We start from the raw sequence: 24,161 nt of genomic DNA on the forward strand, positions 1-24,161 counted from the left end.
TACAGTTTTATAAACTTAGCCTCTCATTAAGAATTAGGCGTCACTTCGCCGTCTAATTGCGTGTGTGAGCACACAGATTAATACTGATTTTCTATTTGTTTCATAAAGATAAGTGCTAGCATGCATACTTTCTTTTGGAATGAAAGAAGGCGGTAGCCTGCCTGAAAGGTGGCAAAAGGCCGTATAGAAAGCGTTAGTACGGGTTTGACATCAAAGGTCATAAGTTTTGGTGTTTATCTATTTTGGCGCTCGTATTTACACCTTTCAGTTAGTGCCTTTCACGTTCTTTCCGGTGGCACTATATGCGGAGTGTTCGCTTTTATTTCACCGTTTACGGCTTCTAACTCTTAGCCTATTCCTTTGGCGCTTCTTCATTTTCGTGGTGGCTTTTGAGAGAACCTTGGTTACTTTTGGTGTGGCTGTTGAAGTACGAGGAAAGAATCCTTTTCTAATTTGAAGCTAGTGAAAGTAGGACAGTTCAGTGCGTTTTTCTTCTAGCCAACTTTCCTCTCTTAATCGGTGTAAAGTTTTGTAGCTGCCCGTCTCACTTCAGTGTTCAAAGCCTTTCATATCATGCCATTTTTCAATATCTTGGAGCGCATAAATAGAAGTAGCGCATGTACTAACAAATTGCTTAAGAGTGATTCGTAACGCGTGGCATTTTTACTTTGCGGTGGCTTATGGTGATTAAGGCGCTGTGCGGTAGCTTTTGTATTGCGTTACTCACACCTTAGCAAGGCGTTATATTTCTTTTTGAGGTTCGGTCAATGCGACAAAATAGAGAAGAAAACTTAATTGCAGAGTTATTCTTAGGGCAGGGATACTCCCTGAAAGTAGAGCCTGACGGTAACGTACCTCCGGACCTAGTCTTGGACGATAAAATTGCTGTAGAAGTGACGAGATTGAGCAAGATAATTAATGTTCATAGCTCTCCCAAATCTATCGATAACGATTCTTCATCGGTAATTGCTAAGTTAAAGAAAGCGATTAACACCCCTAAAAATAGCGAGACTCTGCCTCATAGATACTCGGTTACAGCTATCATAAAACGCCCTTTTGGAAACCTAAAGAAAGTTACCACGGATATCAAAGTAAAACTTAAAGAGATTGATAATTCGGAGTTTACAGAAAATGAAGTCAGAATAGAAATATCGAAGTCTATTTCAATTACGATCTCAAAACGTAATGTTGATAACGGCAATGGTTTCTTGCTGACGGGTATCATTGATTTAGATGCTGCTTACCATGATAAGGAGATCATGTTGGCAAGCATAAACTTTTGCCATACTTCGAAAGCAAAGAAAGTAGAGCCGTATTTTGAGCGCTATAAGGAATGGTGGTTGGTTCTGTCGGATACAATTACGTACAACGGCAGTGATGAGTACATAGATTATATCGCTAAAAATATTTGTAAATCACCGTTTAGCCGGATAATTATTGTAAACAGTCTCGATGGCAAGGTGGTATCAGAAATATAACAAACTGTTTAAGAGTGATTCGCAACGCGTGGCATTTTCACTATGCGTTGGTTTTAGTGTTTAAGGTGGTATGCGGGAGCTTCGTTATTGCGTTGCTCACACCTTAACAGGGCGTTATGTGCTCGAGTACCCCACGTTTAGTAGACACTTTACTAAGTTAGATCTAGGGTCTAATTGAGAGGTGATTTATGGCTAAACATCGTAATCCAGCGTACACCGAAGAGTTCCGTAAAGAAGCAGTGCGCTTGGCCAGTCTTCCGGGCCGAACAGCCGTCTCCGTTGCCAAGGAGCTGGGCATCAGTGCCCAGCAAATCCGGAACTGGAAGCGCCAGTTCACACGCCTATCTGATAAACAGTTTAACACCTTAGATGGTGTTGATTATTCGAAGAAAGAGTCCGAAGAGCTTCGAGCGCTAAGGCGCGAGAACAAGCGGCTCAAAGATGAAATGGAATTCTTAAAAAAGGTCTCGGCGTACTTCGCGAAGCAGCAAGAGTGAAGTACGAGTTCATTGAAAGCTATGTCGGTGAGTACTCCATTAGCTTAATGTGCCGTACCTTAGAAGTGAGTCGAGGCGGTTACTATAAGTGGTGTCATCATACGCCGAGTGAGCGTTCAAAGCGGCGAGAGCGCTTTGAACAGCTTGTCATGTGTACCTTTGCTCAATACCGGGCGCGTTACGGTTCAGTGCGCATAGCCGAAGAGCTAAACGAAGCAGGCTATGCCTGCTGCGTGAACTATGTGGCTGATATCATGAGGGAAAAAGGTATCAGGGCACGTAATGGCAAAGGGTTTAAATACAGCAAGGATGTGGTTGCTATGACGAATGTTGCTGACAATTTACTGCGTCGAGACTTTGAGTCTGAGACACCAAATCAGAAATGGGTTACGGACATCACGTATATCTGGGTGAAGAGCCGTTGGCTCTTCTTGGCGACAGTGATGGACTTGCATTCAAGGCGTATTGTGGGTTGGTCACTAGGGACAACGATGACCGTCGAGCTCATCACCAATGCCCTAAAAATGGCGTTTGAGTCACGTAAGCCGCCTAAGGGCGTCATTATCCACTCAGACCGTGGTGTACAATACAGAGCATATAAATATCAGGATTTCATGCGCAAGCATGGAGGTGTACCGAGCATGAGTCGGCAGGGTAACTGCTGGGATAATGCAGTGATGGAGTCGTTCTACAGTCGACTGAAAGTCGAGCTGATATACGCAGAAGACTACCAAACTGTCGAAGAAGCCCGAATGGGCATCTTCGAATACATAGAGGTATTTTATAATCGCAGAAGAAGACACTCAGCGTTGGGGCATGTCAGCCCGGTTGAGTACGAAAGTATGTAGTTATGTACTGTCTACTTTTTGTGGGGTACACCAGTGCTAGGGAGATAAACGTGAAAATCGAAGAAACTCAAGAATCTGACTTTCTACAAGTGGTTGACTTGGTTAAGCGCGTTGTCGACAAAGACATACTTCCTCATTTTAGCGATGAAGGGCAGGCGTTGTTTTCTTCAAAAGTGCAGTCTGATGTTGAAACTACATTTGATAATTCAAAGTTTCAAAACCTTAAGTTGATAGAAAATAACAAGGTCATTGGTTTTGCCGCGCTGAGAGAAAATAATTGTAGTACTCATCTGTTTATAGACACTAATTTTCAAAACAAAGGGTTAGGCAAACTATTGCTACACAAATTGTTATCACTTACTGAGTGCAGTGAAGTAAGATTAAGGGCGTCTGTTAACGCACAAAATTTCTATAAGTCTCAAGGTTTTGTTTCCACAGAAGATGTGCAAAATGTTGATGGTGTCAGGTTTGTTCCGATGCGACTTGTTCGCACATAACAAACAATTTAAGAGTGATTCAGCACGCGTGGCATTTTTGGTATGCGGTGATTTTTGGTGTTGAAGTGCAATGCAGATGCTTGGTCATTGCGTGCTTCACACCTTAATTGGGCGTTATTTCCGCAACGGATCTCTCAGGCTGGATGTACGTGGTTGTAGCCTAAGAGTGAAAGTGGCGGGGTAATAGGGTGGAAAAGCGGCGAAAAGGGCGAATATTGGTCATTTCCATGCTAACCTTAAAGCGCTTTAAGCGCACCTTAATATGGCGCAGCAATTAAAGAGTGACGCTAAAGCGATTTAAGGTAGTGAGCTGCCAAATACTTCGGCTTCGATTTTTGCCTGCATACCGAAAATTTCTCGTCATATCAAAAGATTAGGCGTAAACATAGCCGACTTTAGTTGCGGAATAACAAGACGTTCAAGCCGATTCGAAACGCATTGGGGTTTTAGTGCCCAAATAGGCACGGATTTATCAGAGTTTATTTTAGGTTAGGGTGGATCTGCGTCTCTCACACCTTAACTGCGCGTTATGAGTTCCTAATAAACTTCAGATAAAGGGATATAGGTGATATGGCAAATGACGTAACTTTCCATGAGTGTATGCATTGCAAAGGAACAGGAACTTGCACATCAGGGAAAGATGGAGGTTCATGTGCAATTTGTGCGAGGCGTAATTTTATTCTCAAACATTCTCCAGCTTATGGGTTAGTTTGTTCAGTATGCAAAGGACATTGCAATGTAGAGCCAATGTCTTCTAGGTTAAAGAACCGTACAGGTCCAATCATCGCTCTATACATAATATCAACAGCGATAATGATGACTGTAGTAGGCAGTAAAGAACACTTCTCTGAAGTTTTGGCGTTTGTAGGTACATTAACTGGTGCTGTGACAGGCTTCTATTTCAGTGGAAAACGAAACTCATAACAAACTGTTTAAGAGCGATTCGCAACGCGTGGCATTTTTACTATGCGTTGTGCTCAGTGTTTAAGGTGGTATGCAGGGGCTTCGGTATTGCATTGCTCACACCTTAACAGGGCGTTAGCAGTTCAAGGAGAACAAAATGATCGAAAGGAAGCGGGGTGTCTACCAAGGTCGAAATAAGTCCTCAGCATATAAAGACTTGGTATGGACGGTAGCAACATCATCAGACACTTCTCTGGATATAGTTGGTCAAACTAAACTGACGCTAGAAACGATAGAACAAAACCTTGAAGAATTGGATTCTGATAAAACTCAAATAGTAAGTGCGCAGGTGTTTATCGCCAATATGTCAGATAAACCTAAAATGGATAAAGTCTGGTGTGAGTGGTTGGGTGAAAATCCAGAACACTGGCCTCAACGAGCGTGCCTAGGTGTTGCGTTAGAAGGTGACGTACTTATTGAAGTGACAGTAACAGCGGTAAGACGTTAGAACACTGCTAACAATAAATTTAAGAGTGATTCACAACGCTTGGCACTTTCACTTCTAGCCAGTTTAGTGTTTATGGCACAATGCTTTAGGTAGGGTGGTTAGCGTTGTTCACACCTTAATTTGGCGTTATCAAGATTTATTAAAATTGGGAGTTAACAATTGGAAAGTGCAAAGGAAGCATTAGATGAAATAATGCGCAAGTTAAAGCAAGGTGGCTTCGATAGCTTGATATTTGATATTGAGACTACGATTGCACGCGGCAAAGTTGAAGAAGTTGAAACAAAAAATAGAGCTAAAGAGCTTGCGCAAGTGGCTTTAACTGCAGAGGAAGCACTGAAAGTTGTTACCGATATGATTGTGTCATATTTAGAACCAGTAACTATGATTGAACCTATCGTTAAAGAATTGATTGGTAAACAAGACTTTTTAATTGAATGGAAAAAGGACTATGTTGAAAGTAGCCCGATCGAATTTTCAAAAGCAGAAAGTAGCAATTTGGAAAACCTGCAATCTTACTCGGATTCTACAGAAGAAATTACCTCAGTTATAAAGCAACTTAGGGAGATTGCTGATGGCAAATTATAAAAATTTGGTCGATGCGATCGATAAGATACTTGTTAAACCTAGAACTGGTCAAATACTGAAAATTAATAGAAAAACAAGTGATAAGGCGTTTGAAGTCTATGTTTTTAGTTTAGTTGTCAAAGCGGTTAAGAAAGCTGGTGGGAAAGTAGAGATTAGAGGTATAAAAACGGGCCCCAATCCGAAACAATTAGTTTTTAGAGGTAGCCCGGGGTTGATGAGTTCTACAACTCAAGACTTTACTTACGCTAGTTGTCAGCTAAATAAAAAGCAATTTGAGATACATGTTGGGGTTCAATATTTGGGTACTTCTGGTGCACAACATGAGCTAGATGTATCTATATTCGATACAGACCGAGCTGATACAATTAGGAGATTAAAAGTTCTTCCTGATAATCGAAGTTTGAGGGGTGGTATTGAATGTAAACTATATGATAGTGACCTAGGTGTTTCGCTTGGTAGGACGTTTGTTGGTTTAGTTAGTGATCTAGGCAGTTTAACATCTAAAAGTTTTGTATCTAATGGTAGTCATGTAGGTCTAGCTGACTTTTTTAGCAAAAGCGGTAGGCCAGATCCTTTCTTTAGGTTATCTCCATTAAATCAAGAGGTTGAAGAACGTTTTGTAAGGCATCTAGAACAAGAATTTAGAAAGTGGTGTAGCGTACCATCTTGATAACAAAGCATTTAAGAGTGATTCCCAACGCTTGGCATTTTTCGTTCCATCGTTGGGTTTTGTGTTTACGGTGGCATGGTTAAGTTTCGTGGTAGCGTTGCTCACACCTTAATGCGGCGTTATGTGTTCCGTACGGAGAGAGGAAATAATGACAAAGAGAACACTGGTTTTACTCTATCCGGGGGCTATTTCCTATGAAGTAATGTACGCGATAGAGTGTTTAGGAGCGTATGGGAGAGTTGATATCACCACCCCAGAGAACCACAATCATACCGATTCATCAGGTCTAAGAATTTGCCCCACTGTTAACTTTGAAGACATATGTATTACGGACTATCAAGCTCTTCTGATCCCTGGAGGAAATCCCGACTCAATAATGGGAAGCGACCCAATTGCTAGTTTCATACAGAAAGCCTATGAATCATCACTAGTTATTGGTGGCATATGTGCGGGAGTATTAGTCTTAGCAAGAGCTGGCATCCTAAAGGGCGTTAAAATTACCCATAATTATACGGAAAAATATGCCCCAGAATCTTCGGTACTGCTCACTCGACCATATTGGGAGGGGGCTATCTATGAAGAGTCGTTGGTTCAAGTCGACAAGCGTATAGTGACAGCGATGCCCAATGGGTACGTTGATTTTGGGTTAGCGGTGGCTGAAGCCCTAGAGTTGCTAGATCGTAAGCAAAAACAGTTTATTCTGAACTATCACAAGCAAGGTGCTCATTAAACACATAACAAATTGTTCAAGAGTGATTCGGCACGCGTGGCATTTTTACTATGCGCCAGGTTTAGTGGTTAAGGTGGTATGCGGAGGCTTCGGTACTGCGTGCCTCACACCTTAACAAGGCGTTATACGTTTCTGAGGAATTATGGATAAAGTTGAATTTGTTAAAGCCATCAAAGAAGTTGTTGAGTCTTCTTCAGTAGAAAATACGATTGAAAACTTATCGGAACCACCTGGTAGATCTCCCGATAAGCGTTTACTAGAACAATCGAATTGGTTTAAGTCATTGCCCCCAAGTGAGAAGGTGTTGGTTCAGGGTCTTATCGAGGATGTTGTCAAAGAGTCGGTTTTCGGCATGCTTTGTGTGCTTGATGGTGTTAGACCAATAGCTAGTAGCGACGATAGCTCGATGAATATCCAGTTGACCATCGGAGACTCATTGATAAATGACATTGAATCAGAGTACCTGCATGACATCTATCAAAACGTATAACAATCTGTTTAAGAGGGATTCGCAACGCGTGGCATTTTCACTATGCGTTGGTTTTGGTGGTTAAGGTGGTATGCGGCAACTTCGGTATTGCGTTGCTCACCCCTTAACAGGGCGTTAAAGCTCATTCGGAGTATATATGAGTCAAATAACAAAGAAACAGCACTACGTGCCACAGTTTTTACTTAGAGGTTTTGACGCCACACCAAATGGTAGTGAGAAAATTAATGTTTATGACATTCATAGAAATAGCGCTCGCGGGTTACAAAGTATCAATTCAGCTTTCATGCAAAATTATTTCTATGACAAAGACAATGATGTTGAAAACTTTTTAAGCAGTAAAATTGAAGCTCCTGCTTCAGTTGTAATCAATGAAATCAGATCTGGTAAAGTTACCAAAATTCAGGATCAGGATACTTCATTAATTAAGTTTATTGCTTGCCAGCACAGCCGCACGGTAGAAGCTCAGGAAGATGCGTTAGCATTTATAAATGCACACTTTTCAGAGATTGTTTCTGACTTAAGTCGCTTGAATAATCTTGGTATTAAAGATCCAACAAAGTTCAAGCTTGCTCCTAAAGATAAAGATGCCATGAGAAACTTCATTTCTGAAAGGGTGTATAGTGGGGTGCTTATGTCAAAAGGTCTAGAAGACCTTAAGTTTCATCTACTAGTAAATAAAACTAACCGTGAGTTTATAATCTCCGATCATCCAATTACGCAATACAATTGGCTTTACAGAGAGTTACAACATCCTGGCATTGGTAGTTTAATGGCAAAAGGTGTGCAATTTTATTTGCCAATTTCACCAACACTTTGCTTATGTGCATATGACCCGATGTCATATAAATTTGGTACTAGAAAATCTTTTGTTTCAGATATCACTTCTATTAGTGATATCGACTGGCTCAATGACTTACAGATAAGATCCTCTAATTCTATAATCGGTTATTGTTCTACTTCCATGCAACCGTACATTGAGGGTAAATCTTTTCTCATTGGACAAAAGATTTATACAAGGCACAGTGATCACATTGGTGAAATAACGGATAACGATGGTAACCTCGGAACTCGTCATATGGCGTACACTAAGCAGGTTAGGTTAACGACAAAACCCAGTTTCTACAAAGTGTTAAAACGAGCTGGCAGTAGGTCAACTATATACGAAGAACGTGACCCTGAAGTGTCGTCAGCTATGTTAGAACTCCAAAAATTTGCTAGGGAACAGCGGCGCGCAAATGAGCTTTAACAAACAATTTAAGAGTGATTCGGCACGCGTGGCATTTTTACTATGCGTTGGTTTTTGTGGTTAAGGTGGTATGCGGCAGCTTCGGCATTGCGTGCCTCACACCTTAATTGGGCGTTATGCTCTAGCGACCATTCGAGCACGTAATATCACCACATATATGACGAAAACATAAAATTATTGAGGAATCTAAATGGATAAGAATGGTATTAAATCTCAATACGAAATATCAAAGCCAGGTTATGGTGATGGATACAATGTATCGCTGAAGTTGGCAGATGATTCACTGCTTGTCGGCTTTATCTCTAATAAAGAAGATGCTGAGATAAGAATTGAACAGATTCGAGAGTTCGGCAATGCTGAGTCGAATTACCATATATATGAAATGGAAGAAGAGGAGAGCTTTTATTTTATGTTGAGTATGAATGGAAGTATGTCTAGAGATAACATTTTGGCTTCTAGTGACATGTTTGACTCGAGGAGTGAGCTAGAGTCAATTATTAAAAACGTTGTGCGTGAATCCCAAACAACTAGAATTATTGACTCTACAGAAGTTTGACTGAAATACGAGCATAACAAACTGTTTAAGAGTGATTCGCAACGCATGGCATTTTTACCATGCGTTGGTTTTAGTGTTTAAGGTGGTATGCGGAGGCTTTTGTCTTGCGTTGCTCACACCTTAACAGGGCGTTAGTTGCCTAGTTGAAGTTCGGAGATAAGAATGAACAAACTGAAATCGTGGAATAGTTACACAACTCCTAATTTCGGAGTGGTTGCCGCCCTGATGGGGTCAAGTCACCATTTTACTTTTGACAATTATGAAGTTGAAATTCAGCTCCCATACGAAACAGGTGAAAGTCAATGTCGCGCTGTATCATGGAGGATGATCGATTCAGTCAAAGTGGCAACAGAGTATATCGTTAATGAGGTTCAAGTCAGTGTGGTTTTGAAAGACCAAAACGTAGACTTACCAGAAAAATCATTAAGTTCTAACAATATAGATCATTCTCACTTTTCAACGGAACAGCAATCACAGTTAGCATCCTTACTGCAATCGTACTCTGAAGTGTCGAAAGGCGCGTTTCTTTACTGGCTTAATATGATGCGTTGGACTTGTAACGATTCGACAATTGGCAAATCGCAGCCTTTTTCAAATGAATCAGGGTGGTCAACACATTTAGTCTCCGGAGATATGAATAAACGAATTTATTTATCTAATCCCGTTATACAGGTTACGTTAAAAGCACCGGTTAGTGTTGCTCAGTGGTATAAGGTTCAGCAAAAGTTACAAATGAAATGGATTTTCCTATGTATGTCAAATTTATGTTTGATGCGCAGGAGTCCATGAGACTTAATTATGTCGAGCGAGCAATTGTTGAATTAGCCCTAGCGTGTGAAAATTATTTGCGCTACTCCGTATTTTCTCTGTTACCAGATAGTTTGAGACAAGATTTTGTTGAGTACATTGAGGAAGCTAATATAAATCAATACTTGAATCGCTTCTTCAAAAACTCATTTGACAATACCTACTTGAAAAGCGTTAAGTTTAAAGACCTAAAAAGTGATATATCTTCTTTGCTTAGTAAACGTAATAAATATATGCACATGGGAAAAATGGACGGAGCCACAACAGAAAACTTTGTTCGTTATTTGAAATCCACCCAACATTTATTTACTTTGAAAATAGAGAATGTAGCACAAGGCAACTAACAAAGCATTTAAGAGTGATTCCCAACGCTTGGCATTTTTCATTCCATCGTTGGGTTTGGTGTTTACGGTGGTATGGTTAAGTTTTGTGGTAGCGTTGCTCACACCTTAATGCGGCGTTAGTCGCCAGAAAAAGCTAGCAATCAAAATCATGTTTCTAAGCTCAATATTTGGCAACTGTTTGTCCGGTTCACAGGTTCATCGACGTTGGTCCAAACTCATTTTCAGTTGTTTTAAGTCCAAGTTTTGCAATTGTCCTAGCGTTTTTTGTTCTTTGGTGCTGACAGAGTAGGGCAATCGAGAGTCTGTTTTTGGTCGCAACTCCGCTCGGTGAGTTTGTTGGGTACAAAAGCCGATTTACTCGCTGAAAAGAAGTTTTCTCTGGTGTGGTAAGTTCCACGTGGTTCCAGTGACTTTGTTGAAAGTCCGCACTGTGAGATTGGTTTTCCAAAAGCGCTTGTTAGTGTTGTCAGTCCGTTTTCTACGGCGTTTTATGTTCCAAGTGGTTTCATTGAGTAGGCGCTTTGAAACTACGCCTGACTTGTGTGCATCAAAGCACATATATTTTGTTGTTCGCAAAGTTTAGTTCGGCTTAAAATTGTCGCTCGGTGCCTCGCGACTAACAAACTGCTCAAGAGGGATTCGCAACGCGTGGCATTTTTACTATGCGTTGAATTTAGTGATTAAGGTGGTATGCGGCGGCTTCGGTATTGCGTTGCTCACCCCTTAGCAGGGCGTTAGGGCTCTTTTCACCAAATGGTACTTAACAACTTTTGTACAGTACCATTTGGGAGTCCCGTAGGAAATCTAGCTCTGGTTCAAAGACTTTGGTAAGATCAACGCCTGAATTTAGGTAGAGCAGTGGCGTTTTTCGTTGTCGGGAAGAGTTAAGAAATACCGCAAAATGATCAGCGTAGTGGAAATGAAGACGTGGTGATACGTGTTATAGGTAACATCATGGTGATATCTCCGTCTATGCCTATGAATATTGGTTCTATGATTGGTCTTCTCGACCATGTATTGGCACAACTAACTAGAATCACCAGCTGGTAGCGAATCATCAACACGTTGAAACTATAAGCTAATATGGTTCTTGCTGTAGGTCAAGCCCCTAACAAACTGTTCAAGAGGGATTCGCAACGCGTGGCATTTTCACTATGCGTTGGTTTAAGTGATTAAGGTGGTATGCGGCGGCTTCGGTATTGCGCTGCTCACCCCTTAACAGGGCGTTATGTGGTGACACGTAATAGTGTCGATTTCAATTGAGGTAACTTAGATGACTGGTGAAAGTTTCTATCAACAATTGGGGCAAATATTGTTTGATATATCTCCAGAGAACTCGAAACAGATAATAATAAACAGCTTTACCCGAAGTCGGTGATACGTGTTCATTTGAGTTTGATTATGTAGATGAAAGTGGGAATGTTCATTGGTTTTACTGGTGGCGGTGCAGCCAATACAAAACTATTAAAGGTTCTAGTTCAATTGAGGAAGAGACAGATAAAAAACGGTCAAACTTTATGGGAATCATGTACTTTTGTAATTGATGTTGAAGCAGAGTCATTTGACATGAACTTTGTTTATTCTGACAGTTGAGCTTCCGTCGTCAAACACCACATAACAAGCAATTTAAGAGGGATTCACAACGCTTGGCACTTTGCTTCTACTTCAATTTTAGTGTCTATGGCACAATGCTTTAGGTTTGGGTGGAGGCGTTGTTCACCCCTTAATTGGGCGTTATAAAGCAGGAAGAAGTATGGCAATTTACAATACAGCATCAGACTCAGCCAATACTGCTGTTAGGGCTTTCCTAACAAAAGTCGGGGAGCATTATTTAGGACATTCATTTAACACGGGTAGCGGTAAGGTAAGAAGGCTATTTGGCTTGAAATACGAGATGTCCATTTCGCATCATGCCAGTATACTGTGGTGAAAAACACGATAAATTACAAATTGAGCACGTATTTATGTTCAACAGAACGAATATGGCCTACACCACCCGGGGAATACTGTCCCTTGCTGTAAATCATGCAATAAACGTGAGCGGAATCCTGACAAGTCATACTGTGATTGGGTAAGTCATCTAAAGCTTGTGTGTGAGAAGCGTGGAGAGACAGTATTTCAATCTCGAAAGCAGGCAATTTTAGACAACTTCGAAACGATATGATTACCCGAACCTAAACGATAATGAAAAACATGCAGTTAGGGTTATCGCAGGTAGTTTGTACGAAAACATTAAAACAGAGTCTGAAAAGTCTTTAAATCTTTACAAGCAGTTAGACGAAGCCTTCGTGAAATAGCTTTATAACAAAGCATTTAAGAGTGATTCGCAACGCTTGGCAGTTTCGCTTCGCTCAAGTATAGCCAAGTGCCGCTCACACCTTAATGCGGCGTTAGGAATATAAGGTGAATCGGATGAAATTTTCAGAAAAAGAAATACAAAACTACATCTGGGAAAATAGAGAAAATTTTTCTTCTTTCTTGGATGAAACTCATGACTTAGTTGAAGTTTCCTTTAAAGACGACTTATCTGATGTGAATGCGCAATCACTAATCCGTAATCGCATTAACAAAAAGTTAAATAAGCTTCACTCTAAACTCTTTGGTATAGAGCTTATGGGATGTGAAGTTCCTCTTGAGCAAAAATCAAACTCTACGATTAGGGCTGATTTCCTTGCTACTTTTCCGGGTGATACTGGACTAGCAATCGTCGAACTAAAGAAAAGCTCTCAAACAGAGAGACAGGCGTTTACAGAGTTGCTCGCTTATTCAAACCACCTGACTACCTTATTTCCTGCAATGAGTAGAGAAGATAGCGTTTATATTCTCATATCACCAATGAAAACTCGTATCGCTAGAGATGCGGTGATACAGAGCTTAACGTTTGATAATCGCCAGATTGTCGCTCTAATACCTGAGTTGGAAGATCCCGAGGACATTACTACATTAAAATTAAAGCTGTGGGTACCAACAGATTCCGAATTAGCTAAGTTCAGCAATGTAGCTTTTAATGAAAACAATTTTAGTGTATGTAAAATTGTGTGGGAATACGACGAAGAGCGTTGGGATGCAGCAAAAGGCAAGAACCCAAGCCCTGAGTTGATTGAACAATTTAATAGTGTTGCTGCTCAAGCAGCACAACAAATGGAAGAAGCAGGCATCCATGGTTTTACCTATTGCTCTCAAACTTGGTCAGAGTTAGCAGACCATCTTCCATATACCAATTCGTTAGTATTGGTTGGCTTGAACCCTTATGCTGTTGGAGGAGCACAGCATTTAGTGGAATGTCACAAAGCAAAACCAGAAGATATTCCGCATCCATTAGCTTTTCTTCCGAATATCAATGAACTTATCCCTAAAGGTATTAAATCCGAGGATTCTGAATATGTTATGTCCAATTTATACTCAGTATGGAGTTCTCAGCTATTTATAATCGGTAGAAGGGTTGTGGAATCTGCTACTAAAACAATTGATGGTAAAGAAGGTCATATCGATCAGGGCTTTCTTGATTGGAGCAGTTATCAGTCGGAACTTTTAGAAGACGTTTTTTGTCATAATTTTTTGGTAAAACCAACAGGACTATTGAGAGTTCTCTATGATGACGTAATGCAATTAGACTATGACCTTTGTCAAAAAGTCGGTCTCGAAAACCATCCGATTCATGGAGATATGCCTTATCTCGGAGTTGACTATTTGACATCTCATTCTTACTTTCGCCCCTTTATACTGAGAATGTTTTATGGAGTGGAGGCATATTCCTAACAAACTGTTCAAGAGGGATTCGCAACGCGTGGCATTTTTACTATGCGTTGCGTTTGGTGTTTAAGGTGGTATGCGGAAGTATCGGCATTACGTTGCTCACCCCTTAACAGGGCGTTAAGTTTATTGGAGAATATTGTGGATAAATGGTTAGATTTTTATAGGCCGTATTTTGATTTAGAAGAAGAACTTGTTGCTTTCATCGAACAATGTGAGTCACTTACCCTTGAAGACAAAAATCATCGAGCAAAGATCATGATGCATCAGGGACAGCGTCTTTCTACCATCTCCGGTGCAATGGAGGACATCGCAGCAGGACGAGATCCTCTAAAGTTACTTTTTCTGCTAGTTGCGGCTGAAAATATCTCCAAACTACACTTATCTACTGATGAAGAAGGTCGCTCTAAGTTTCATGTTAAGCGATTTTTTAAAACGTTTTGTTGCGCTCAAACCCAAAGAAATCTGGTTGATAAAATAGAAGTTATCAAGAAACCTCGAGATCTTGATACAGTCGTAAGCGCACTATATACCATTCGTTGTGATGTTGTTCATGAGGGACACTATTGGGGTTTTGATTTTGCCACAGATGCTAGACCATCTGTGTTGTCTTCAAAAGATGGGTCGCAGCTTTTAAGAGTTCGTCTAACATTCACAGAGTTTCAAGAAATAGTAGTTAAAGGTGTGATATCGGCAGTTAGGGATATTCTTTGACATCATAAACTTAACAAAGCATTTAAGAGTGATTCCCAACGCTTGGCACTTTTCATTCCATCGTTGGGTTTTGTGTTTACGGTGTTATGGCTAGGTTTCGTGGTTGCGTTGCTCACACCTTAATGCGGCGTTATGCCTATCGACGCTTGAGAACTCTTAATTAGTCCCCATATAATGTGTGCATATAGTTTTAGTGGGACAGTGCACTTATGAAATCTCGTGATCTAAACACAATACATGACTTGATCGTTTCAAATTATAGAATTGAAGCGATTGGCGGCGGTAAATTCCTTCATTCTTTTACTCCAGCAACAACACCAACGGTATATAAGTTTATTGCTAATGGGGCTCCCGAAGTAGAAGAGGGGCAGCGTTACAATATTGGTTACTTCGTAGACGAAGAGGACAACCGTATTGTAGATTTATCCGCATTATCAAAGAATACAGAAGTTAACCCAATCATTAGCCTGTTGTTTGCTAAAGAAGAATCTAAAGGTAAGCATGCAATCAATAAAGGTAAAAATGATGAGCGTGTAAAGCATGATGCTGAAGACGGTTACTACTGGGGTAAGAAATACGCATGGCGTGAATATGGGCTTGTAGTCCCAAAACAGGTCTTCTACGACTACCTAAAAGAAATTGAACACCCACATATTGAATGCGAAACAATTAATCCTGATTTGCCTTTTACAGCAAATGAAAAGTCAATTGCATATTTAGACGATGGGCTTGCTGAAGCTATTGAGGCACTAATTGATAGTGCGGAGAAAGTAACTAAAACGCTCTACAAATCTCCTTTATTTTCTCGTCGATTTACTATTCGTGGTATTGCAGCGATTACCGACAAAAAATAGGCATAACAATCTGTTTAAGAGTGATTCGCAACGCGTGGCATTTTTGCTATGCGTTGCGTTTAGTGTTTAAGGTGGTATGCAGGGACTTCGGTATTGCGTTGCTCACACCTTAACAGGGCGTTAGCTGTCACATGAAATAAATCGGAACGCCTGAATTGATTTTTCCATTAATGTAAAAGTGTACATTGTACAGAATTTGGATATAACCATATAATATCAATGGTTTATTTGTAAAAAGGTTTTGTTTTGAACAAGTGCTATGTGCGTAAGAATGATGGCTCGTTGACGGAAGCGTTTCTGACAGGGAAAAAGCATAAAGCAAGCTGCAAAGTCGAGGGGAAAAGGTTTACTAGTAAGTATACTTTTGTAACTTTTAGCGAGAAGCCAAATGCCAAAGAGTACATGATCAGCGACTGTAATATCTTATCAGAGGCGGAATATCTCTCTTTGTTAAGGTGGTGACATAGTGAGCAGCTAACAAACTGTTCAAGAGGGATTCGCAACGCGTGGCATTTTCACTATGCGTTGGTTTAAGTGATTAAGGCGGTATGCGGCAACATCGGTATTGCGTTGCTCACCCCTTAACAGGGCGTTAGTTTTATGGAGGAAATATTGTGGAAATCTGGAAGTTATTGTTCTTTATACCTGCGTGTTTTGCGCTCAATATGACTCCTGGTCCAAACAATCTATTGTCCATGAACAATGCTCGCTGTTACGGTTTCAAGTCCGCTTTTATTGCTGGGCTTGGTCGTATTGCTGCATTCGCTGTAATGATTGCCTTGGCTGCTTCTGGCTTAGCAGTCGTGCTCTATGCTTCTGAGACTCTATTTCTAACGATTAAAATTGTGGGCGCGGCTTACTTGTTGTGGATTGCCTTTAATCTTTGGCGTTCGGAAGCAAGTCCTGTTTCTGAACTAGAAAATACTCGCAACCGATTAGGTTTGGCTAAACAAGAATTTTTGCTAGCCGCCGGTAATCCAAAGGCGATCTTAATCTTTACCGCCTTTCTACCACAGTTCGTCGATGTTTCAGCGAGTGTAAATGAACAGTTCTTTGCTTTAGGGGCTACGTTCCTCATTTTAGAAATGGGTGCAATATCGATTTATGCGATATTTGGAATTTACTTAAGGCAATGGTTTACGAAGCCGAAAATGGCAAAGCGCTTCAATAGAGGTTGTGCAACTTTTTTGGCTATGTCTGGAGCAAGCTTGTTACTGAGTCGCCAGCAATAAAACTAACAAACTGTTTAAGAGTGATTCGCAACGCGTGGCATTTTTACAATGCGTTGCGTTTAGTGTTTAAGGTGGTATGCGGGAGCCTCGGCATTGCGTTGCTCACACCTTAACAGGGCGTTATGTGCTTTTGGCTAAAAGTAGGTTATCTAGGTATGAAGATAAAATATTCGTTTGTTGCAATGCTGTTCTTAGTTGGTTGCTCTAGCGATCCAAATGTAAGATATGCACGGTCTGTAGAAGCAGGTGCACAACTTTGTTTCATTGAAAACAATAAGTTTCAAGTAGGTAATAAATGGGAAGAATCTATAAACCAAATCACGTAAATATTGTGTCGTTACATCATCAATTAACGATTCACTGCAATAATGGTGAAAAATGGTCACAAGACAATAACTCAACTATTTATCTAGAAGTTAACAAAACAAAATGGTTGCCATGTTCCGAACATGTGAATTTCTGTAAAAGTGAACACAAATAGTACGCACATAACAAACTGTTCAAGAGGGATTCGCAACGCGTGGCATTTTCACTATGCGTTGGTTTTAGTGATTAAGGTGGTTTGCGGCGGCTTCGGTATTGCGTTGCTCACCCCTTAACAGGGCGTTAGGCTTTTTGGAGGAAACATGGATATTTCCCTTAGACGGGCGAGTGAGACAGATATTCCTTTCTTGCTGTCATTACGTGATAAAACGATGAGGCAGTATCTAGAAGAAGTCGGCTGCCAACAAGTACTGAAGAATATGAAAAGCGAATACGCTTTGAGTTTCCTCATGCGCAAATCGTTGAATCGAATGGCAAGCCTATTGGGTTGTTCAAAGCTACATACACCGAAGAACTAAACTATTGGTATTTAGTTCAAATTCAGATCTCTCCAGAGTTTCAAGGTTTGAAAATAGGCAGTAAGCTAATTCTTGACCTAATTGCTAAAGCGGAAACAACGAAATCTAAGGTTGGATTAAGCGTGATTGAAACGAATCCAGCTAAGCAACTGTATTTGAAATTGGGCTTTGAAGTCGTGAAAAGCTCTGGGGCTGAGCAGTTGTTGGAGCTACAAGCCTAACAATCTGTTTAAGAGTGATTCGCAACGCTTGGCATTTTTACTATGCGTTGCGTTTAGTGTTTAAGGTGGTACGTGGTGGCATCGGCATGGCGTTGCTCACACCTTAACAGGGCGTTAGTACGGGTTTGGCATCAAAGGTCATAAGTTTTGGTGTTTATCTGTTTTTGCGCCCGTCTTTACACCTTTCAGTTTGTACCTTTCACGTTCTTTCCGGTGGCACTATATGCGGAGTGTCCGCTTTGATTTCACCGTTTACGGCTTCTAACTCTTAGCCTATTTCTTTGGTGCTTCTTCGTTTTTGTGGCGGCTTCTGAGTGAATCTTGGCTGGAATTGATGCTGTCGTCGGAGTACGAGGACCGAATCCTTTTCTAAGTTGAAGCCAGTAAAAGTAGGGGAGTTCAGTGCGTTTTTCTTCTAGCCAACTTCCGTCTTTCAATCGGGTTAAAGTTTTGTAGCTGCCCGTCTCACTTCAGTGTTCAAAGCCTTTCATATTATGCCACTTTTCAATATCTTGGAGCGCACAAATGGAAGTAGCGCATGTACTAACAAATTGCTTAAGAGTGATTCGTAACGCATGGCATTTTTACTTTGCGGTGGCTTAGGGTGATTAAGGCGCCGTGCGGTAGCTTTTGTATTGCGTTACTCACACCTTAGCAAGGCGTTAACTGGATTGATGACGAGGTAAGTCCGATGAAAAGAATTGCGGTCATTGGTTCCGGCGGTTCGGGTAAATCCACATTTTCGGCACTATTAGGTACAGAGTTGAATTTGCCTGTTCATCATCTCGATCAGTTATATTGGAAACCAGTGGGTTAAAACTCCAAAAGATGACTGGATCAAAATTCAAAAAAGGTCTTTGTGAAAGCGAGTGTTGGATTATCGATGGTAATTATCAGGCACCTTGATATAAGATTTGAAGCTTGTGACACAATAATATTCTTAGATGTAAACCGATATACCTGTATCTATCGAGCACTAAAGAGAACATTATTAAGTAGTAAGCGTCCAGATTTAGCTGAAGGTTGCGATGAAAGGTTTGATATCGAGTTCATCAAATTTTTATGGGACTATCCCAAAAAGTCGAAACCCCTAATAATGAACAAACTCAAGGCGCTGACAAGAAATAAGCGTGTAATTATCGCAAAATCGGGAGAGCAAGCGCTCCGCCTTTGCAAATCCAGTTAACAAACTGTTCAAGAGGGATTCGCAACGCGTGGCATTTTTACTATGCGTTGGTTTTAGTGTTTAAGGTGGTATGCAGCGGCTTTGGTATGGCGTTGCTCACCCCTTAACAGGGCGTTATGTAGCCACGAGAGACGGTAAGTTAAAAGGATTTTATATGTTAAATATTCGCCAAGCTCGCATTGAAGATATCAGTGTTATCAAGAAACTACAGTTTCAGCTTAATGAGTATCATCAAGCAAATTTACCTGATGACTTCTTATCGCCGGAAGAAATTGAACAAAAAATAGACCTACACAAGATAATCGAAAGTGAAGACTCGATTTTTCTGGTAGCCGAAAGCAAAGGGCAGTTAGTAGGTTTTGTTTTTGGTGAGCTATGGGTTCGTAAGTCTTGGACGCTCAAACAGCGAAAAATCGCGAGCATTGAGCAAATAGTAGTGGATTCATGCTTTAGAAGCCAAGGCGTTGGATTGGCGCTAATAGAGGCATTTGAGGAAAGGGCTATTTCTAACGGCGGAGAAGAGCTGTTTTTAGAAGTATATTCCTTCAATGAATCTGCTTTAGGTTTGTATCGCAAAGCTGGTATTGCCCCAAAAATCCTAATTGGGCAGAAAGCACTAAGCTGAAAGTCGGCTACATAACAAATTGTTCAAGAGTGATTCGGCACGCGTGGCATTTTTACTATGCGTTAGTTTTAGTGGTTAAGGTGCTATGCGGAGGCTTCGGTATTGCGTGCCTCACACCTTAACAAGGCGTTAGTCGCCAGAAAAAGCTAGCTGTCAAAATCATGTTTCTAAGCTCAAAATTTGGCTGCTTGTGGTTCGGTTCCCAGGTTCATCGTTGTTGGTCCAAACTCATTTTCAGCTGTTTTAAGTCCAAAGTTTTGTAACTGTCCTAGCGGTTGTTTTGTTCTTTGGTGCTGACAGAGCAGGGCAATCGAGAGTCTGTTTTTGTTTGCAACTCTGCTCTGTGAGTTTGTTGGTTCAAAAGCTGACCTACTCGCTGAAAAGGCGTTTTCTCTGGTGTGGTAAGTTCCACGTGGTTTCAGTGACTTTGTTGAAAGTCCGCACTGTGAGATTGGCTTTCCAAAAGCGCTTTCGGGTGTTGTCAGCCCGTTTTCTACGGCGTTGTTTGTTCCAAGTGGTTTCATTGAATAGCTGCTTTGCGACTACGCCTGACTTAAATGCATCAAAGCACATAAAGTTTGTTGTTCGCAAAGTTTAGTTCGGCTTAAAATTGTCGCTCGGTGCCTCGCGACTAACAAACTGCTCAAGAGGGATTCGCAACGCGTGGCATTTTTACTATGCGTTGATTTTAGTGATTAAGGTGGTTTGCGGCGGCTTTCGTATTGCGTTGCTCACCCCTTAGCAGGGCGTTATATGTGTTGGAGGACTATGCGCAAACTAAAAACGTCTCATAAACTAAGGGCATTAGAGGCTGCAATTGAGACAATTTCGAAGTTGTTAGCAATCTATTTGGTGTACCTCGTTTTTAATTGGTTGGTCGGAACTTTATTGGGGAAAAACTTAGCGGAAGATACTTTATTGAGTTTGCTGCTTCTTCCTGCTCTTTATGTTTTGAGAGATGCAGACCATATAGTTGACCCTTTTACCGTTAGGGTAACCTTGTTTTCCGACAAAATATCAGTAATCCGTGGTGTCTCGCCACGAGTTAATGACACTCTTGAATATCAAAGTGTTGAAAACATTGAAATAATCACACCAATATTGGGTTGGTTGTGTGGCTACGCGACGGTTAGGCTTTACTCTCCAGGGGGCAGTGTGGAAATCCCTTACGTCTACAGAGCGGAAAAAGTTGTCCGTATAGTAGAGAAACTTAAGAAAAAACACATATAACAAACAGTTTAAGAGTGATTCGCAACGCGTGGCATTTTTACTATGCGTTGGTTTTAGTGTTTAAGGTGGCATGTGGCAGCTTCGGTATTGCGTTGCTCACACCTTAACAGGGCGTTATGTTCTCGGAGTGTTATGGAAAATATATTAATAGCAATTATAAGTTCGATCAGCAGTGTTAGCCTGACAGCTTTGCTTACTTATTTATGCAGAAATTGGTTGTTAGAAAGGCTCAAAGCTTCGGTGAAGCACGAGTACGATCTAAAGCTTGAGAGTTACAAGTCACAAATAACTAGGCGTGAGCAAGCATACGAAGAAATCATAGTTGCTCTTTATGACATGATTAAATATTTTCGTGTCCACAAAGAGGATTATGGTCAAGGTACTGGTCTTTCTGATGAAAGGGAGCGTGAGTTGCTACAAAAATACATAAAGGCATCCTCATCACTAAGTAAAGCTACTGACATTGGGTCTTTTTACATATCACAAAACTCTGTCGATATTCTTCAAAAGCTTAGAAGTCGAGAAATATTAGATTATTACAATGAACCTAAGTTTGAGTTTTATGAACAAGAGTTTCAAGAGCATGACAAAGCTCTGAAAGAGCTTCTAGTTTCGGCTAAGAAAGATCTGAAACGAACATAACAAACAATTTAAGAGTGATTCAGCACGCTTGGAATTTTTGGTTTGAGTTTAGTTCAGCGTTTACGGTGGTCAAATCAACTTCTGTGGTCGCGTGCTTCACACCTTAATTGGGCGTTAGTTTGCAAGAGGAAAAACGCAGCTATATCGCAGGATCTAGTGGTAAAAGCTCAAAGTCGAAATTGTCGTATCGGCGTTCAATTTCAGTGTTAACGAGCGTGGTGAAAATCCAAAATTGGCATCTTTTTAACGGTTGGTTTGTTCTTTGTTGTGGCTACTTTTGGGTTAATTGAGCTGAACTCTTTTGTTGAAACTCTGCTCGTTAAGTTTGCTGGTACAAAAGCCGATTTACTCGCTGAAATAACGTTTTCTCTGAAGTGGTAAATTCATGTGGTTTCAGTGACTCTGTTGAAAGTCCGCATTGTGATATTGGTTTTCCAAAAGCGCTTTTTGGTGTTGTGAGTTCGTTTTCTGCGGCGTTGTTTGTTCCATGTGGTTTCATTGATTAGCCGCTTTTAGACTACGCCTGACTTAAGTGCATCAAAACACATAAAGTTTATTGTTTGCAAAGTCTAAAATGACTTAAAATCAACGCTTTGGGTTTGCAAACTAACAAACTGCTCAAGAGGGATTCACAACGCGTGGCATTTTTACTATGCGTTGATTTTAGTGATTAAGGCGGTATGCAGCGGCTTCGGTATTGCGTTGTTCACCCCTTAGCAGAGCGTTATAGCTCAGGAGATAGAATGAAACCAATATACATTGAGTGTCAATATACGATTTTGAAAGATCGTCCTATTAGTGAGTCTGATTCAGATGTTACGTTTACTAAAAAAATTGGCAGAGGTGAAATAAACCTAACTGTGTCATACCACTCAAATAGCATTTTGGCTTTGGTTACAGGAGCTGAATTAGAAGATAGTAGTTTGGATGAACTATCAAATCTAGGGCGCTTTGACGGGGATAAACTCTCTCAAAAATGCGATGCGGACATAACTAGTATTTTTTCCGAAGTACGAGTATTTGTACGTCAAGTTTTAACTATGCTCAAATATCATCTCAATCACTTTGACATCAAAGAGCAGTTGTTTTCAATTAAGTCTGAGTTATGGGGGGAAAATGAAACTTCTCTGAGGGCGCTACCGTCTAGGTTCAGTGTTTCGTCTGTTCATGCGTCCATATGCCCATTAACAGCAGACTCGTCAAACCTGATTCGGGCTTCACTGGATAATGAAGTTGAATCCTTGCTAGCAATGCGACATTTGCATCGAGCAAAGTCTGAATCTTCTCCGCATCATAAATGGATTGATGCGACTATTGCCGCCGAATTAGCAGTAAAAGAGGTTTTATCCAAAGCTCGGCCTGAACTTGAATTATTATTGTTAGATATGCCATCACCACCTTTAAGTAAACTATATGGTAAAATTTTGGAGGCGTATTTAGGTGAGGCGTCACCATATAGAAAGAAGATTATTCACGGTGTTGAAATTCGAAATATTCTCGTACATAGACATGATGGTGCAAGCATAGATAGCCAAAAAGCGAATGACTACGTTAAGGATATAGAGTGTGCAATTTTTCACCTTCTCACGCTGTTGTACCCAGAGGATCTGCTGATACAACAAACATATGCGCGTGTGAAGCTATAACAAAGCATTTAAGAGTGATTCTCAACGCTTGGCATTTTTCATTCTATCGTTGAGTTTTGTGTTTACGGTGGTGTGGTTAGGTTTCGTGGTAGCGTTGCTCACACCTTAATGCGGCGTTATACGCAAAGGCGAGAAATGGACAAATTCGAAATTCGTGATGATGAAAACGGGGTAGGTAAGGTCTTAATCTTAAAGGGCTCTTGGTCAGATCATGTCTTAAATTACATGCTTTCTAACAACATCAAGGCTCTTCGATTGGCTAACTCATTGGGTTTCAAAGAACGAGACATTTCGTTCATATCAAAACTTACTTTTTTAAAAAGTTTGGAGATATATGTTTGGGATGCAACCGGGTTGAAGAGTATTGAATCTTTACCACAGTTGGAAGTAGTAGGACTTCAGTGCAAAAGCCAACAAAAAATAGATTTTTCGAACTTTTCCGATTTGAAGGTTTTTTTAGCTACTTGGTCTAAAGGTCTAAGTTCAGTGCTTACCCTCAATAAAGTCAGGAAGCTAAATATCCAGAATTACCCAAATCAGAACCTAGAGTCGCTAAGTGGTATGGAAAACTTAGAACAGTTGTACCTTACTTCGAGAAAGCTAGAAAACCTTGATGGAATAGAACGCCTATCTAAGTTGAAGTTGCTGGATCTCTATAACTGCCCACTTCTATCTTCTTTGAATGGCACAGAAAAATGCCCCAAATTAAAGAGTATCGAGATTGAAGCGTGTAATCGAGTTTGCGTATAACAAGGCGTTTAAGACGGATTCACAACGCTTGGCATTTTCAGTTCGAATCGGCTTTAGTGTTTACGGCACAATAGTTTAGGTATGGTGGTAGCGTTGCTCACCACTTAACGCGGCGTTAGTTTGCAAGAGAAAAAACGCAGCTATATCGCAAGATCTAGTGGCAAAAGCTCAAAGTTGAAATTGTCGTGTCGACGTTCAATTTCAGTGTTAATTAACGTGGTAAAAATCCATAATTGGCATCGCTTCAACGGTTGATTGGTTCTTTGGTGCGGCGACTTTTGTGGGTTCACTGAGTCGAACGTTTTTG

At 40.7% G+C, this 24,161-nt stretch carries 25 protein-coding genes and 4 pseudogenes; 27 read left to right on the forward strand and 2 right to left on the reverse strand.

Features of this window, described 5'->3' with window-relative positions:
- The first annotated feature begins 767 nt into the window (after nt 1-767).
- The 14 genes from KHO06_RS07380 (at nt 768) to KHO06_RS07480 (ending at nt 10,159) form a co-directional block, all read left to right on the forward strand.
- Complete coding sequence (locus KHO06_RS07380; RefSeq protein ID WP_212582328.1) at nt 768-1,478, forward strand: hypothetical protein; 711 nt, start codon at nt 768-770, stop codon at nt 1,476-1,478.
- A 188-nt stretch (nt 1,479-1,666) separates the two neighbouring features.
- Complete coding sequence (locus KHO06_RS07390; RefSeq protein WP_004413754.1) at nt 1,667-1,975, forward strand: transposase; 309 nt, start codon at nt 1,667-1,669, stop codon at nt 1,973-1,975.
- Nucleotides 1,972-2,823, forward strand: coding sequence for an IS3 family transposase (locus tag KHO06_RS07395; RefSeq protein WP_244858387.1), 852 nt, complete (start codon nt 1,972-1,974; stop codon nt 2,821-2,823). Before KHO06_RS07390 ends, KHO06_RS07395 begins: the two co-directional genes overlap by 4 nt.
- 50 nt (nt 2,824-2,873) lie before the next feature.
- Complete coding sequence (locus KHO06_RS07400; protein ID WP_212582330.1) at nt 2,874-3,320, forward strand: GNAT family N-acetyltransferase; 447 nt, start codon at nt 2,874-2,876, stop codon at nt 3,318-3,320.
- Nucleotides 3,321-4,067: 747 nt separating this feature from the next.
- Nucleotides 4,068-4,244: a hypothetical protein gene (locus tag KHO06_RS07410; RefSeq protein ID WP_155394588.1), complete on the forward strand. Its 177-nt coding sequence runs from the start codon at nt 4,068-4,070 to the stop codon at nt 4,242-4,244.
- Nucleotides 4,245-4,380: 136 nt separating this feature from the next.
- Nucleotides 4,381-4,731, forward strand: a complete 351-nt coding sequence (locus tag KHO06_RS07420; protein ID WP_212582331.1) for a RidA family protein — start codon at nt 4,381-4,383, stop codon at nt 4,729-4,731.
- 159 nt (nt 4,732-4,890) lie between these two features.
- Nucleotides 4,891-5,316, forward strand: a complete 426-nt coding sequence (locus KHO06_RS07425) for a hypothetical protein (protein WP_212582332.1) — start codon at nt 4,891-4,893, stop codon at nt 5,314-5,316.
- Complete coding sequence (locus tag KHO06_RS07430; RefSeq protein WP_212582333.1) at nt 5,303-5,986, forward strand: hypothetical protein; 684 nt, start codon at nt 5,303-5,305, stop codon at nt 5,984-5,986. The genes KHO06_RS07425 and KHO06_RS07430 overlap by 14 nt, the downstream gene beginning before the upstream one ends.
- Nucleotides 5,987-6,134: 148 nt before the next feature.
- Nucleotides 6,135-6,716, forward strand: a complete 582-nt coding sequence (locus tag KHO06_RS07435; RefSeq protein ID WP_050914599.1) for a DJ-1/PfpI family protein — start codon at nt 6,135-6,137, stop codon at nt 6,714-6,716.
- 142 nt (nt 6,717-6,858) lie between these two features.
- Complete coding sequence (locus tag KHO06_RS07445) at nt 6,859-7,206, forward strand: hypothetical protein (RefSeq protein WP_081234920.1); 348 nt, start codon at nt 6,859-6,861, stop codon at nt 7,204-7,206.
- A 136-nt stretch (nt 7,207-7,342) separates the two neighbouring features.
- Nucleotides 7,343-8,452: a DUF4238 domain-containing protein gene (locus tag KHO06_RS07455; RefSeq protein ID WP_212582335.1), complete on the forward strand. Its 1,110-nt coding sequence runs from the start codon at nt 7,343-7,345 to the stop codon at nt 8,450-8,452.
- 190 nt (nt 8,453-8,642) lie between these two features.
- Entirely contained in the window at nt 8,643-9,008 is a 366-nt protein-coding gene (locus KHO06_RS07465) for a hypothetical protein (RefSeq protein ID WP_171341893.1), read from the forward strand.
- Nucleotides 9,009-9,170: 162 nt separating this feature from the next.
- Entirely contained in the window at nt 9,171-9,797 is a 627-nt protein-coding gene (locus KHO06_RS07475; protein WP_212582336.1) for a hypothetical protein, read from the forward strand.
- Nucleotides 9,794-10,159, forward strand: coding sequence for a hypothetical protein (locus KHO06_RS07480; RefSeq protein WP_212582337.1), 366 nt, complete (start codon nt 9,794-9,796; stop codon nt 10,157-10,159). The genes KHO06_RS07475 and KHO06_RS07480 overlap by 4 nt, the downstream gene beginning before the upstream one ends.
- A gap of 187 nt (nt 10,160-10,346) precedes the next feature.
- On the opposite strand, the pseudogene KHO06_RS26805 reads toward KHO06_RS07480, so the two are convergent.
- Nucleotides 10,347-10,629: pseudogene (locus KHO06_RS26805) on the reverse strand (hypothetical protein).
- Nucleotides 10,630-12,571: 1,942 nt separating this feature from the next.
- Between KHO06_RS26805 and KHO06_RS07495 the strand changes: the two are divergent.
- From KHO06_RS07495 to KHO06_RS07560, 9 genes and pseudogenes are all read left to right on the forward strand, one after another.
- Nucleotides 12,572-13,918, forward strand: coding sequence for a hypothetical protein (locus KHO06_RS07495; protein WP_212582338.1), 1,347 nt, complete (start codon nt 12,572-12,574; stop codon nt 13,916-13,918).
- Nucleotides 13,896-14,025 (forward strand): annotated as a pseudogene (locus tag KHO06_RS07500) (DUF3265 domain-containing protein). The gene KHO06_RS07495 and the pseudogene KHO06_RS07500 overlap by 23 nt, the downstream one beginning before the upstream one ends.
- Nucleotides 14,026-14,053: 28 nt before the next feature.
- Nucleotides 14,054-14,626, forward strand: a complete 573-nt coding sequence (locus tag KHO06_RS07505) for a HEPN domain-containing protein (protein ID WP_212582339.1) — start codon at nt 14,054-14,056, stop codon at nt 14,624-14,626.
- 209 nt (nt 14,627-14,835) lie between these two features.
- Nucleotides 14,836-15,480 (forward strand): hypothetical protein, encoded by a 645-nt coding sequence (locus KHO06_RS07510; protein WP_024701859.1) that lies wholly within the window; start codon nt 14,836-14,838, stop codon nt 15,478-15,480.
- Nucleotides 15,481-16,094: 614 nt separating this feature from the next.
- Nucleotides 16,095-16,712 carry a LysE family translocator gene (locus KHO06_RS07525; RefSeq protein ID WP_063344807.1) on the forward strand — a complete coding sequence of 206 codons (618 nt, stop codon included), beginning with the start codon at nt 16,095-16,097 and terminating at the stop codon, nt 16,710-16,712.
- Nucleotides 16,713-17,338: 626 nt separating this feature from the next.
- Nucleotides 17,339-17,775 (forward strand): annotated as a pseudogene (locus KHO06_RS07540) (GNAT family N-acetyltransferase).
- Nucleotides 17,776-18,466: 691 nt separating this feature from the next.
- Nucleotides 18,467-18,592 (forward strand): hypothetical protein, encoded by a 126-nt coding sequence (locus tag KHO06_RS26735; protein WP_280519519.1) that lies wholly within the window; start codon nt 18,467-18,469, stop codon nt 18,590-18,592.
- A 373-nt stretch (nt 18,593-18,965) separates the two neighbouring features.
- A pseudogene (locus tag KHO06_RS07555) lies at nt 18,966-19,068 on the forward strand (DUF3265 domain-containing protein).
- Between the two features lie 47 nt (nt 19,069-19,115).
- Nucleotides 19,116-19,586 carry a GNAT family N-acetyltransferase gene (locus KHO06_RS07560; RefSeq protein WP_045399182.1) on the forward strand — a complete coding sequence of 157 codons (471 nt, stop codon included), beginning with the start codon at nt 19,116-19,118 and terminating at the stop codon, nt 19,584-19,586.
- A 173-nt stretch (nt 19,587-19,759) separates the two neighbouring features.
- Here KHO06_RS07560 and KHO06_RS07570 read toward each other — a convergent pair whose 3' ends face one another.
- On the reverse strand, nt 19,760-20,110 hold the full coding sequence (locus KHO06_RS07570; protein ID WP_212582342.1) for a hypothetical protein: 351 nt from the start codon (nt 20,108-20,110) through the stop codon (nt 19,760-19,762).
- Between the two features lie 244 nt (nt 20,111-20,354).
- Here KHO06_RS07570 and KHO06_RS07580 point away from each other — a divergent pair, with 244 nt between their 5' ends.
- The 4 genes from KHO06_RS07580 to KHO06_RS07605 all read left to right on the forward strand — a co-directional run bounded on the left by KHO06_RS07580 (nt 20,355) and on the right by KHO06_RS07605 (nt 23,854).
- Complete coding sequence (locus tag KHO06_RS07580) at nt 20,355-20,816, forward strand: PH domain-containing protein (protein WP_212582343.1); 462 nt, start codon at nt 20,355-20,357, stop codon at nt 20,814-20,816.
- Nucleotides 20,817-20,948: 132 nt separating this feature from the next.
- Entirely contained in the window at nt 20,949-21,458 is a 510-nt protein-coding gene (locus KHO06_RS07590; RefSeq protein ID WP_212582344.1) for a hypothetical protein, read from the forward strand.
- Between the two features lie 743 nt (nt 21,459-22,201).
- Nucleotides 22,202-23,104, forward strand: a complete 903-nt coding sequence (locus KHO06_RS07600; RefSeq protein WP_212582345.1) for a hypothetical protein — start codon at nt 22,202-22,204, stop codon at nt 23,102-23,104.
- Between the two features lie 135 nt (nt 23,105-23,239).
- Entirely contained in the window at nt 23,240-23,854 is a 615-nt protein-coding gene (locus KHO06_RS07605; protein ID WP_212582346.1) for a hypothetical protein, read from the forward strand.
- The last annotated feature ends 307 nt before the right edge of the window (nt 23,855-24,161 follow it).

Origin of the sequence: Vibrio sp. B1FIG11 (assembly GCF_905175335.1) — a bacterium.
Lineage (GTDB): Bacteria > Pseudomonadota > Gammaproteobacteria > Enterobacterales > Vibrionaceae > Vibrio > Vibrio campbellii.